11 protein-coding genes are annotated in these 11764 nt (G+C 66.0%); 6 read left to right on the forward strand and 5 right to left on the reverse strand.

From position 1 onward, the window contains the following. Positions 1 to 4 precede the first annotated feature (4 nt). The 4 genes from BLT73_RS09895 (at position 5) to BLT73_RS09910 (ending at position 3254) form a co-directional block, all read left to right on the forward strand. Entirely contained in the window at positions 5 to 895 is an 891-nt protein-coding gene (locus tag BLT73_RS09895; RefSeq protein WP_090523427.1) for a F0F1 ATP synthase subunit gamma, read from the forward strand. A gap of 17 nt (positions 896 to 912) precedes the next feature. Then, positions 913 to 2343: a F0F1 ATP synthase subunit beta gene (atpD, locus tag BLT73_RS09900; RefSeq protein WP_090523430.1), complete on the forward strand. Its 1431-nt coding sequence runs from the start codon at positions 913 to 915 to the stop codon at positions 2341 to 2343. Between the two features lie 9 nt (positions 2344 to 2352). After that, positions 2353 to 2805, forward strand: a complete 453-nt coding sequence (gene atpC, locus BLT73_RS09905) for an ATP synthase F1 subunit epsilon (RefSeq protein ID WP_090523431.1) — start codon at positions 2353 to 2355, stop codon at positions 2803 to 2805. 101 nt (positions 2806 to 2906) lie between these two features. Continuing rightward, entirely contained in the window at positions 2907 to 3254 is a 348-nt protein-coding gene (locus tag BLT73_RS09910; RefSeq protein ID WP_090523434.1) for an H-type lectin domain-containing protein, read from the forward strand. A gap of 3 nt (positions 3255 to 3257) precedes the next feature. Here the strand turns inward: BLT73_RS09910 and BLT73_RS09915 are convergent, their stop codons facing one another. Beyond that, complete coding sequence (locus BLT73_RS09915; protein WP_090523437.1) at positions 3258 to 3920, reverse strand: SDR family NAD(P)-dependent oxidoreductase; 663 nt, start codon at positions 3918 to 3920, stop codon at positions 3258 to 3260. Positions 3921 to 4035: 115 nt separating this feature from the next. Here BLT73_RS09915 and BLT73_RS09920 point away from each other — a divergent pair, with 115 nt between their 5' ends. After that, complete coding sequence (locus BLT73_RS09920; RefSeq protein WP_090523439.1) at positions 4036 to 4593, forward strand: biotin transporter BioY; 558 nt, start codon at positions 4036 to 4038, stop codon at positions 4591 to 4593. Positions 4594 to 4644: 51 nt separating this feature from the next. Here the strand turns inward: BLT73_RS09920 and BLT73_RS09925 are convergent, their stop codons facing one another. Genes BLT73_RS09925 through gltX form a run of 3 tightly spaced genes read right to left on the reverse strand, consistent with a single transcriptional unit; the run spans position 4645 to position 7816 of the window. After that, complete coding sequence (locus BLT73_RS09925; RefSeq protein WP_245727225.1) at positions 4645 to 5040, reverse strand: DUF1284 domain-containing protein; 396 nt, start codon at positions 5038 to 5040, stop codon at positions 4645 to 4647. Between the two features lie 43 nt (positions 5041 to 5083). Next, the gene (gene gltA, locus BLT73_RS09930; RefSeq protein WP_090523442.1) at positions 5084 to 6376 is read right to left on the reverse strand and encodes a citrate synthase; all 1293 of its coding nucleotides are present in this window, start codon (positions 6374 to 6376) and stop codon (positions 5084 to 5086) included. 57 nt (positions 6377 to 6433) lie between these two features. Next, positions 6434 to 7816, reverse strand: a complete 1383-nt coding sequence (gene gltX, locus BLT73_RS09935; protein ID WP_090523444.1) for a glutamate--tRNA ligase — start codon at positions 7814 to 7816, stop codon at positions 6434 to 6436. A 109-nt stretch (positions 7817 to 7925) separates the two neighbouring features. Between gltX and BLT73_RS09940 the strand changes: the two genes are divergently transcribed. After that, a complete protein-coding gene (locus BLT73_RS09940; protein WP_245727227.1) occupies positions 7926 to 10121 on the forward strand; it encodes a ComEC/Rec2 family competence protein in 2196 nt (731 codons plus the stop codon). Positions 10122 to 10373: 252 nt separating this feature from the next. On the opposite strand, the gene BLT73_RS09945 is transcribed toward BLT73_RS09940, so the two are convergent. Next, positions 10374 to 11738, reverse strand: a complete 1365-nt coding sequence (locus BLT73_RS09945) for an aminotransferase (RefSeq protein ID WP_090523449.1) — start codon at positions 11736 to 11738, stop codon at positions 10374 to 10376. Positions 11739 to 11764: the final 26 nt, after the last annotated feature.

Raw genomic sequence — 11764 nt, forward strand, 5'->3', positions numbered from 1 at the left:
ATAAATGCCCAGCCTCAAGGATCTGAAAAACCGGATCAACAGCGTCAAATCGACGCGGAAGATCACCAAGGCGATGCAGATGGTCGCCGCCGCCAAGCTGCGCCGCGCCGAAGAGGCCGCGCAGGCCGCCCGGCCCTATGCCGACCGCATGAATGCGGTCATGGCCGGGCTGGCGGAAAAGGCGGCGAATTCCGACACCGCGCCGCGGCTTCTGGCCGGCACCGGCGAGGACAAGCGGCATCTGCTGGTCGTGCTGACCTCGGAACGCGGTCTGGCGGGCGGGTTCAACTCGTCCATCGTGCGACTGGCGCGTCAGCACGCCGACAAGCTGCGCGGCGAGGGCAAGGAGGTCACAATCGTGACCGTCGGCAAGAAGGGCCGCGAACAGCTCAAGCGCGACTACGGCGATCTGTTCGTGAACCATGTCGACATGTCCGAGGTGAAGCGCCTCGGCTATGAACATGCCCGCGACATCGCCGACGACGTGCTGGAACGGTTCGAGACCGGCGATTTCGATGTCGCCACGCTCTATTACAACCGCTTCGAGTCGGTCATCAGCCAGGTGCCGACCTCGCGCCAGATCATCCCCGCGGTGATCGAGGAGGGCGAGGGCGACGACGCGGCCGCGTCCGGTGTCTCGGCCGAGTATGACTACGAGCCGGGCGAGGAGGTGATCCTTGCCGATCTGCTGCCACGCGCCGTCGCCACGCAGATCTTCACCGCGCTGCTGGAAAACGCCGCCTCCGAGCAGGGCGCGCGGATGACCGCCATGGACAACGCGACCCGCAATGCCGGCGACATGATCGACCGCCTGACCACCGAGTATAACCGCTCGCGTCAGGCCGCGATCACCAAGGAACTCATCGAAATCATTTCGGGCGCCGAGGCGCTCTGACCGCAAAGGGGAAACACATGGCAGAGGCCAAAGCAAAAGGTAAGATCACGCAGGTCATCGGCGCCGTCGTGGACGTGCAGTTCGATGATCACCTGCCGGCGATCCTCAACGCGCTCGAGACCGAGAACAACGGCAAGCGGCTTGTTCTGGAAGTGGCGCAGCACCTGGGTGAAAACACCGTGCGCACCATCGCCATGGATGCGACCGAAGGTCTGGTCCGCGGCGCCGAAGTGCGCGATATGGGCCAGCCGATCCAGGTGCCGGTGGGCGACGTGACGCTCGGCCGGATCCTGAACGTGGTGGGCGAGCCGGTGGACGAGGGCGAGGCGCTGAACGTCACCGAAACCCGCGCCATTCACCAGCCGGCCCCCGACTTCGCGTCGCAGGCCACCAGCTCGGAAATCCTCGTCACCGGCATCAAGGTCATCGACCTGCTGGCCCCTTACGCCAAGGGCGGCAAAATCGGCCTGTTCGGCGGTGCGGGCGTCGGCAAGACGGTTCTGATCATGGAACTGATCAACAACATCGCGAAAGTGCACTCGGGCTACTCCGTGTTCGCCGGTGTGGGCGAGCGGACCCGTGAAGGCAACGACCTGTATCACGAAATGGTGGAATCGGGCGTCATCAAGCCGGACAACCTGGCGGAATCGCAGGTGGCGCTTGTCTACGGCCAGATGAACGAGCCTCCGGGCGCGCGGATGCGGGTGGCCCTGACCGGCCTGACCCTGGCCGAGCAGTTCCGCGACGCCACCGGAACCGACGTTCTGTTCTTCGTGGACAACATCTTCCGCTTCACCCAGGCGGGCTCCGAGGTGTCGGCACTTCTGGGCCGTATCCCTTCGGCCGTGGGCTACCAGCCGACGCTGGCGACGGACATGGGCGCGATGCAGGAACGCATCACCTCGACGAAAGCCGGCTCGATCACCTCGATCCAGGCCGTCTATGTGCCTGCCGACGACCTGACCGACCCGGCCCCGGCCACGACCTTCGCCCACCTCGACGCCACGACGGTTCTGTCGCGCGCGATTTCGGAGCTGGGGATCTACCCGGCCGTGGACCCGCTCGACTCGACCAGCCGGATCCTTGATCCGGCCGTCGTGGGCGAGGAGCACTACCAGGTCGCCCGTGACGTTCAGGGGATCCTGCAGAAATACAAATCGCTGCAGGACATCATCGCCATTCTCGGCATGGATGAACTGTCGGAAGAGGACAAGCTGACCGTGGCCCGCGCCCGGAAGATCCAACGTTTCCTGTCGCAGCCCTTCGACGTGGCGAAGGTCTTCACCGGCTCGGACGGGGTGCAGGTGCCGCTGGAGGACACGATTTCCTCGTTCAAGGCGGTTGTGGCCGGCGAATACGACCACCTGCCGGAATCGGCCTTCTACATGGTCGGCGGCATCGAGGATGTGAAAGCCAAGGCTCAGAAACTCGCCTCGGAAGCGGCGTAAGGGGGCATCATGGCCGATACCATGCAGTTCGACCTCGTCGCACCGGAGCGGAACCTGATGTCCGTCGCCGTGCGCGAGGTGCGCCTGCCGGGCGAGAACGGCGATCTGTCGGCAATGCCGGGCCATGCGCCCGCCATCGTCAACCTGCGCCCCGGCCTGGTCACGGTGATCGATGAGCAGGGGGCGGAACATCAATTCGCGATCTCCGGTGGCTTTGCCGAGATCAACAATGAATCGCTCTCGCTTCTGGCCGAGATCGGGCGCAAGCGCGATGAGATGACGCAGGATGTCTTTGACGACATGATGCGGTCCGCGCAGCGCAAGAAGAAGGCCGCCGAGCAGAAGGAGGAGCAGCACGGGGCCGAAGGCGTCGTCGCCGCCGCCGCCAAGCTGCTGGCCGATATGGAGGCGCTCGGCTCGCATATCGGGCTGTCTGCGCATCACTCGACCGCGCCGGACTGAGCGTCCTGAAATATTGCAGTCAGGCGAAGCCCCGGTGACACCGGGGCTTTTCCTTGTGTGAACAGTCACCTAGCTTTGGCCGCGAAGCCGGGGGAGAATCAATGAAGCGGATTGGCCACTATGCCGTGGGCGTTTTGCGCGGCGACGAAGTTCTTTTCTCTGATTTTCAGGATGGTGGCGAAATGTGGACCGGCACCGGCTCCAGATCCTTGCGCCAGCGGGTCGAGTTCGCGGACAGCTTCATCGAGCCGCCCACCGTGCATGTGGGGCTGTCGATGTGGGATATCGACAGCCAGCAGAACCAGCGTGTCGATATCGGCACGGAGGAGGTGGGCCGTTCGGGCTTCACCATCGTGTTCAGCACCTGGGGCGATACCCGCGTCGCGCGGGTGCGGGCACAATGGCTGGCGATCGGCCCGGTCACCCATGACGATGACTGGGAGGTGTGAGCCTCAGATCCCCGCCGCGGCCAGGATCTTCTCGGCCTCGGTCCTGCAGGGCGACAGGCCGGCCCGGTCCTCGCCGGGGAAGAAGCGGTTGCGGGTCGCGGTCGGCATTGGCGCCGGGACCGGTGTCAGCACGCGCGGCCCGATCCGTTCGGCCTCCGCCCGCCAGCTTTGGACAAGCGCCATCTGTGCTGCCTTGCTCGCCCCGTAGGCACCGAAGAATTTCTGCCCGCCGCGCGGATCGTCGGGAATGATCGCCGTGCCGCCGTGCGCCTGGAGCAAAGGCTCGGTCAGCCCGATCAGGTTCTGCGTGGCGGTGGCATTGGTCTGGATCGACTTGGCCCAGTCCTTGCCGTCCACATGGCCCGCCGGGCTCAGCGGCGCGGGGTGGATGGCGCAATGCACCCACAGATCCAGCCCGCCCCAACGCTGCGCAATCGCGCCGGCCAGTTGCATCATCGCCTGCGGCTCGTTGATGTCCATCGGCGCCAGCGTCGCAGCAGGACCCCCCTCTGCGCGGATGCGGTCGTCGAGTTCCTCGAGCGCGCCTGTGGTCCGTGCCACTGCGATGACATGCCAGCCACGCGCGCCAAGCCGTTCAGCCATCGCCGCCCCGAGCCCGCGCGACGCGCCCGTGACGAGCGCGATGTTCTGTGCTTCTGCGTTCATGGCTGAGGCTTTTGCACAGCCGCCTGACATGCGCAAGCTGGCCGAGAAATATTGACTTTCTGGCGCAGTGCGACATGATCGCGCGGATTAAGATTTTCAAACGAAGGGCAGTCTCATGACTCTTTCCCAAGCCGCTCTGCCGGAACGGTCGCTTCTTACCAATTCCCTGCTGGTCCTGGCGGGCACGGTGCTTCTGGCGCTGTCGGCGCAGATCTCGGTCCCGATGTTCCCGGTTCCGATGACGCTGCAAACGCTGGCGATTTCGCTGATCGGTCTGACCTATGGCGCGCGGCTGGCGGCGGTGACGCTGATCGCCTATCTGGCCGAGGGCGCGATGGGGCTGCCGGTCTTCGCCAATGCCTCGGGCGGGCCGGCGCCGCTGTTCGGCCCGACCTCGGGCTTTCTGTGGGGCTTCGTGGCGATGGCCTGGCTGACCGGGTTCATGGTCGAGCGTGGGTTTGATCGTGGCTTCGTGAAGCTGTTCATCGCCGCCATCGTGCCCGGCATGCTGCTGTTCGTGCCGGGTGTTGTGGCGCTGAAGCTGGTGACCGGGCTGGACTGGCAGGGCGCTGCGATGGCCGGCATGGTGCCGTTCCTGGTCGGCGCTGTGGTCAAGGCTGCGATTGCCGCGATGGCCGTCAAGGCCGGCTGGTCGATGCTGGATCGCCGCTGATCCCGAAACCGGATCGGACAGACAGAACGCCGCCCCTCGGGGCGGCGTTTCTCATTCCTGCTGCACGCGGCGCAGTGCCGCCTTGCACAGACCATAGCTCAGCCACTGGCAGCGCGCGCAGATCCGGTCCAGATCATCGGGGACAAGCCGGCTGACGGCCCGCCCGCGCGCCTCTGACCAGCTCATCTCCTGCCCCGGCGCGATGTCGAGCGCCGCGGCATGGCGCCGGTCCAGGTCGTTGATCTTCTCGCTGGACGCGCAGCCCGTGCCACGCCGATGCGGGCAGGGGGCGCAAACGGAATCCGCCTGCGCGGTGAAGCGGATCCGGGTCGCCGGATCGGCCCGCAGCCGGCCCACCACCACCGCATTCATGTTCTCGGTGAATTCCGGCGAATAGCCATGCCCGGCCCAGCCGATGGCGCACATCACATGATGGGGGCGCAGCAAAACGGCCCCGGAGTCCGGGGCCGCATTGTCGGTTTGATCCTGCTCAGCGCTTGGCGACGTCGACATAGTCGCGCTTGCCCGAGCCCACGTAAAGCTGGCGCGGACGGCCGATCTTGTTCTGCGGGTCGCTCAGCATTTCCTTCCACTGCGAGATCCAGCCGACGGTCCGCGACAGCGCGAAGATCGGGGTGAACATCGCGGTCGGGAAGCCCATCGCCGACAGGATGATGCCGGAATAGAAATCGACATTCGGATAGAGCTTCTTGGAGACGAAGTAGTCATCCTCAAGAGCGATCTTCTCCAGCTCCTTGGCGACTTTCAGCGTCTCGTTGTTCTCGATGCCCAGCAGGTCCAGAACCTCGTCGGCGGATTCCTTCATCACCTTGGCGCGTGGATCGAAATTCTTGTAGACCCGGTGGCCGAAGCCCATCAGGCGGAACGGATCCTCCTTGTCCTTGGCGCGCTTGATATATTCCGGGATGCGGTCGACGCTTCCGATTTCCTGCAGCATTTCCAGCGCCGCCTGGTTGGCGCCGCCATGGGCCGGGCCCCACAGGCAGGCAATGCCCGCCGCGATGCAGGCGAAGGGATTGGCGCCCGACGACCCCGCCAGACGCACCGTGGAGGTGGAGGCGTTCTGTTCGTGATCGGCATGCAGCGTGAAAATCCGGTCCATCGCCTTCGCAAGCGCCGGATCGACCTTGTAATCCTCGGCCGGGACGGCAAAGCACATATGCAGGAAGTTCGACGCGTAATCGAGATTGTTGCGCGGATATACGAAGGGCTGGCCGATCGAATATTTATAGGCCATCGCCGCGATGGTCGGCAGTTTCGCGATCAGCCGGATCGCCGCCACCTCGCGCTGCCAGGGATCGCTGATATCGGTCGAATCGTGGTAGAAGGCCGACATCGCGCCGACCACGCCGACCATGGTCGCCATCGGATGCGCGTCACGGCGGAAACCACGGAAGAAATTGTTCATCTGCTCGTGAACCATGGTGTGCCGGGTCACCCGGTTCTCGAAATCCTCGAGCTGGCCGGCATCGGGCAACTCACCATAAAGCAGCAGGTAGCAGACTTCGAGATAATGCGACTTCTCGGCCAGTTGCTCGATCGGATAGCCGCGATACCACAGCTCGCCCTTGTCGCCGTCGATGAAGGTGATCTCCGAATCGCAGGACGCGGTGGAGGTGAAGCCGGGGTCGTAGGTGAACACATCGCCCTGGCCGTAGAGCTTGCGGATGTCCAGAACCTCGGGGCCGACGGTGGGCTTCAGAATCGGAAGTTCGATCTCCTTGTCATAGACCGACAGGATCGCAGGTTTGTTATCAGCCATTCCGGTTTCCTTTGCATAGGCCGGCCACGCGCAGACGCGCCGGGCATGGGCACGGGACTAGCCCGCTTGATCTTGCAACCGCGCGAGGACTTCATCGCGTCCAAGCGCAAGCATCATGTCGAACACGCTGGGGGTAGAGGTCTTCCCAGCCAGGGCAGCCCGCAAGGGTGCCGCAATCTTCCCCAGGCCGAGGCCATGCGATTCTGCGACAGACTTCGCGGCTTGCTCCAACTCGTCTCGCGACCAGTTAGCATGCTGCACTGCGGCAGTCAATTGCGTCAGCATACCACGGGATACCGTGTCGAGATTTTTGGCCGCCTTTTCATCGACTTCCACGGGGCGCGAGATCAGGGCAAAATGCGCCTGGTCAAGCAGCGCGGGAATGGTTTTTGCCTTTTCTTTCAGAACGGAAAGGACAGGTCTTAACGTCTGTGTCTGGGCGTCGGTCAGCGGTGCGGCCCCGCTGGCCTCCAGATAAGCGGCGATTTCGGTCAGCAACGTCACGTCGTCCATCCGCCCGATATGCCAGCCGGAGACATGCTCCAGCTTCTTGAAATCCAGCCGTGCCGGGGCGCGTCCGATTCCGTCCAGATCGAACCATTGCCGGGCCTGCGCATCGTCGAACAGCTCGTCATCGCCATGCGCCCATCCCAGCCGGGCCAGGTAGTTGCGCATCGCCGCCGCCGGATAGCCCATCGCCGCGTATTCATGCAGCCCGACCGCACCATGCCGCTTGGACAGTTTCTTGCCATCGGTGCCGTGAATCAGCGGGATATGGGCGAAAACCGGGCGTTTCCAGCCCATTGCGTCATAGATCTGCGCCTGACGCGCGGCATTGGTCAGATGGTCGTCGCCGCGGATGATATGGGTCACCCCCATGTCGTGATCGTCCACGACCACCGCATGCATATAGGTGGGCGAGCCGTCGCTGCGCAGCAGCACCATGTCGTCGAGCTGGCTGTTGCGCACCGTCACATCGCCCTGCACCGCGTCCGCGATGGTGGTGTCCCCCTCGCGCGGGGCTTTCAGCCGGATCACGAAAGGCGCGTCGGGCGCATCGTCGCGGTCGCGCCAGGGCGACGGGAAGGGGCGGTTGGGATTGGCCTCGCGCCAGGCGGCGATTTCCTCGGCCGTGGCATAGCAGCGATAGGCATGGCCCTTGTCCAGCATCTCGCGAGCGACCTCGGCGTGACGCTCTGCGCGGGCGTGCTGGCTGACCGGCGCGCCGTCCCAGTCGAGACCCAGCCAGCGCAGCCCGTCCAGGATCGCCTCCGTCGCCTCGGGGCTGGAGCGGGCGCGGTCGGTGTCCTCGATCCGCAGCAGGAACTTGCCGCCCCTTCCGCGCGCATAGAGCCAGTTGAACAGCGCGGTGCGCGCGCCGCCGATATGCAGATAGCCGGTGGGCGAGGGGGCGAAGCGGGTGACGATCTGGTCTGACATGGCGTGCCTTTCGCTCGGGTTCCGGCCGGTCGCGCCGGTTAACCTGTTCTCAACGATCTTGGTTCTAGCGTTGGCGGAGGGATAGCGAAGGGTCCGGGACAAGACAAGAATGGCCGCATCTGGCGCAACCGCTTCCATGCCGGCCGGGCCGGGGTCGCGCCGCGCGGCCCCGGCAAGCTGGCGGCATCGGCCGGGGGATGCGCGCGGCGGTGCCGTGCCGGCAATCGGCGAACGCGCCGGGCTGATGCCCTGGGCGCCGGTCTGGATGAGCGTCGGGATCGGGCTGTGGTTCCTGATGCCGCAACAGCCGGGTCCGGCGGCCAATCTTCTGGCGCTCGCGGCGCTGTGCGGGGGGCTGTGTCTGTGGTGGCATCCGTCCTGGCAAGGCGCCGGGCGGCTGCGCGGCGTCGGGATCGGCATCAGCGCTGAGGGCGCGCGGCTGGCGGGATTCGCGCTGATCTTCCTGGCGGCCGGGTTTGCCGTGACCAGCCTGCGGGCTGCGCGGGTCGAGGCGCCGGTTCTGGGTTTTCGCTATTACGGCCCGGTGGAAGGCCGGGTGATCGCGGTTGACCGCTCCGGCCGCGACCGGATCCGCCTGACGCTGGACCGGGTGCGGCTGGCGCGCATGGACCCGGCGAAGATCCCCCGACGGGTGCGGCTGTCCCTGCCTGACGGGGTGCGCCATGCGCCCGCGCCCGGTGCCCATGTGATGACCACCGGCCATCTGGGCCCGCCGCCCGGGCCGACCGAGCCGGGCGGGTTCGATTTCCGGCGCAGCGCGTGGTTCGCCGGTCTGGGCGCCATCGGCTATACCCGCAACCCGGTGCTGCTGGCAGGCCCCCCCGATACCGGGCGCGGCTTTGCCATGCACCGGCTTCGGATGGAGCTGTCTGCCACGATGCAGCAGCGGATCGGCGGGCAGGCGGGCGCGGTCGCGGCCGCGCTGATGACCGGCGATCGCAGCCATATCGCGGAGGCCACCAACCAGGTGATGCGGGATTCGAACCTTTACCACATCATCTCGATTTCCGGCCTGCATATGGGGATGCTGGCGGCGTTCGTCTATGCGGCGCTGCGGCTCTGCTGTGTTGCCGTGCAGGCGGCGACCGGGCGGTTGCGGGACTGGCCCGCGCATAAGCTCGCCGCCTGCGGGGCGATTGCGGCGGCGCTGATGTATCTGTGGCTGTCAGGCGGCGGGGTGGCGACGGAGCGCGCCTTCCTGATGGTCGCGGTGATGCTGGGCGCGATCCTGGCCGACCGCCGGGCGCTGTCGCTGCGCACCGTCTCGCTGGCGGCGGTGGTGATCCTGACGCTGGCGCCCGAGGCGCTGCTGACGCCCGGCTTCCAGATGAGCTTCGCGGCTACCGTCGCGCTGATCCTGATCTATGCGCCGTGGCAGCGATGGGGGCGCGCGGTCCCGCTGCTGCTGCGCCCGGCGCTGATGCTGATCCTGTCCTCCGCCATAGCAGGGCTCGCCACAACGCCCATCGCCGCGGCGCATTTCAGCCGCATGGCGCATTACGGCATCCTGGCCAATCTGCTGGTGGTTCCGGTCACCGGCATTCTCATCATGCCGATGGGGCCGGTCGCGGCACTGCTTTCGCCCGTCGGGCTGGAGGGGCCGGCGCTGTGGCTGATGGGGCTGGGCACGCGATGGATGCTGGCGGTGGGCGGGTGGATCGCCGGGCTTGACGGGGCGGTGAGCTATGTGGTGATGCCGCCGGCCGGGGCGCTGCCGATGATGGGCTTGGGCGCGTTGCTGGCGCTTCTGTGCGGCCGCGCCGATCTGCCGTTCTGGCGGAACCCGCGCGTTGGCACGGGCGGGCTGCTGATCGCTGCGGCGGCGCTGCTGTGGATCGCGACGCCAAGGCCCGATCTGCTGATCTCGCGCGATGGCGATGCGGTCGGGCTGATGACGCAGGCCGGCCGCGCCCTCTCCAAGCCGAAGGGCGGCGCCTTCACGGTCGGGGAATGGCTGGAAAAGGATGGCGACCGGGCGGACAGGGCGGAGGCGGCCGAGCGAGCTGGATGGACGGGTCCGGTCAAGGCCAGGCAGGCCCGGCTGGGCGGGTTGGAGATCCTGCATCTGACCGGAAAGGGATCGGCGGAGGCCGCGTCCCGATTATGTGGGCCGGAGATGGTGATCGTCTCGAACCAGGAGATCGGGCCGCTCAGCGGTGACTGCCTGCTCCTCGACCGTCGCCACCTGCGGCAGAGCGGGGCGATGTCGGTGACACTGCGCGACGGCGCATGGCATTGGCGCAGCACCGCGACGGTCACAGGCAACCGCCCCTGGTCGCATTGACGCGCCGGGCCGTGGCCCAGGCGGTGCGGCGCATGCAGCCGGGTGCCGATCAGATCGACAGGCAAGTCCGGGACCGCACTGAGAGGCGGCTTGATCGCCCTGAGCGCGGGTCTTTGTGCCCGACATACCGGGCACCAAGCCGCTGGCATGGGAGGCAAAGCGGGGTGAGACATCCCGCCCGGTCGACCGGGCCGTCATGCCGGCCGCCGGACCGGGCCGACGGCGGCGCGACCCGTCCGCCGGGCAATGCGCTCAGGCGACCTCGGCAAAGACCTTGTTCAGCGCCTGTTCCAGCTTGTCGAACATCTCGTCCATCTGCGGCTCGGTCAGCACGAATGGCGGGCAGAGCACGATGGACTGGCCGAGCGGGCGGCAGATCAGCCCCATATCGGTGCAGGTATTGGCGATGCGCTCCGACACCGACAGATCGCCGTCGAACGGTGTCTTGGTCGCCGGGTCAAGACAGGCCTCGAGCGCCCACATATAGCCCACGCCGCGCAGCTCCCCGATATGGTTGGACCGCTCCATGATCTCGCGCAGCCCCTGCTCCATCCGCGGGGCGAGGCGCTTGACGTTATCGGCAAGCCCCTCGTTCATCACCACGTCGATGGCCTTCAGCGCAATGGCCGATCCGACCGGGTGGCCCGAGGCGGTGAAGCCATGGGGAAACTCCTCGATCGCCTCCACCGCCGCATCCAGACGGTCGGCAAGTTCGGGGCCGAGGATCACCGCGCCCATCGGGAACATGCCCGCCGTGAGGTTCTTCGAGGAAATGATCGCGTCAGGGATGAAATCATAGGTCTGGCAGCCCCAGGTGTTCCCGGTGCGCCCGAAGCCGCAGATCACCTCGTCGGCGATCAGCGGGATGCCGTGTTTCTTGAGCACCTTCTGGATGGCCTGGAAATACCCTTTCGATGGCGGGATCACCCCGCCCGCGCCGATCACGGGTTCCGCAAAGAACCCGGCGATGGTGTCGGCACCTTCGCGGGTGATGACCTCCTCCAGCTCGCGGGCGAGGCGGGCGGTGAATTGCTCCTCCGTCTCGCCTTCTTCGCCGAACCGCCAGTAATGCGGGCTGCCGACATGAATGAACCCGTCGAGCGGCAGGCCGAACACCTCGTTATAGGGCTTGCCGGTCATCGAGGCCGAGACCGCCGTGACGCCGTGATAGGAGTTCCAGCGGGTCAGGATCTTGCGCTTCTGCGGCTGGCCCTCCGACCCGCCAAGAAACCACAGCATTTTCACCATGGTATCATTGGCTTCGGAGCCAGAGTTCGTGTAAAACACTTTCCCGCGCTCAAAGGGCGAGACCTCGATCAGCTTTTCCGACAGCATCACCGTCTGATCTGACATGCGCCCGAAAAACGCGTGATAGCCGGGGAAGCGGTCATATTGCGCCTTGGCGGCCTCGATCAGCCCCTGGTGGTCGAAGCCCGCGACCATGTTCCACAGCCCGGAATTGGCGTCGAGATAGCGCTTGCCGTTGGTGTCGAAAATATACGGCCCCTCGCCATGGGTGACGACGACCGTGCCGCGCTGATGGACGCTCGGCAGGTCGGTGAAGCCGTAGAAGCTGTATTCCTCGGCGCGTTTTTCCCAGCTTTGCGGTTGGGCCATGATCGACTCCTGCAATTGACTTGCCG

The sequence above is a fragment of the Paracoccus isoporae genome (genome assembly GCF_900101865.1).
GTDB lineage: Bacteria > Pseudomonadota > Alphaproteobacteria > Rhodobacterales > Rhodobacteraceae > Paracoccus > Paracoccus isoporae.